Source organism: Thalassolituus sp. UBA6592 (assembly GCF_002433655.1).
In the GTDB taxonomy this organism is placed as follows: domain Bacteria; phylum Pseudomonadota; class Gammaproteobacteria; order Pseudomonadales; family Oceanobacteraceae; genus Venatoribacter.
In genome coordinates this window covers 1-218 of sequence record NZ_DJIO01000008.1, presented here as the reverse complement: position 1 = coordinate 218, position 218 = coordinate 1, and the positions used below count along the sequence as shown (strand labels likewise).

General features: G+C 50.9%; 1 pseudogene. It reads left to right on the top strand.

The window, feature by feature from the left end:
* Positions 1–218, top strand: a pseudogene (locus tag B2Z72_RS00870) (chemotaxis protein CheV); the annotation flags it as partial.

Below are 218 nucleotides of genomic sequence, written 5' to 3'. Positions count from 1 at the left end.
GTTGAAATCATTGATGTGGAAAAAATCCTCGCCGAAGTCTCACCGATCAGTGAAGAGATCAGTGAGGGTGTAATTACCGAAGAAGTGCAGATACGTGCCCGTGAGCGCAAGGTGCTGATTGTCGATGATTCGAAAATCGCCCGTAAGCAGGTAACGCGCTGTCTGGAAAACGTCGGTGTGGAAGTGGTAGCACTGAATGACGGATTGCGGGCCTGGCA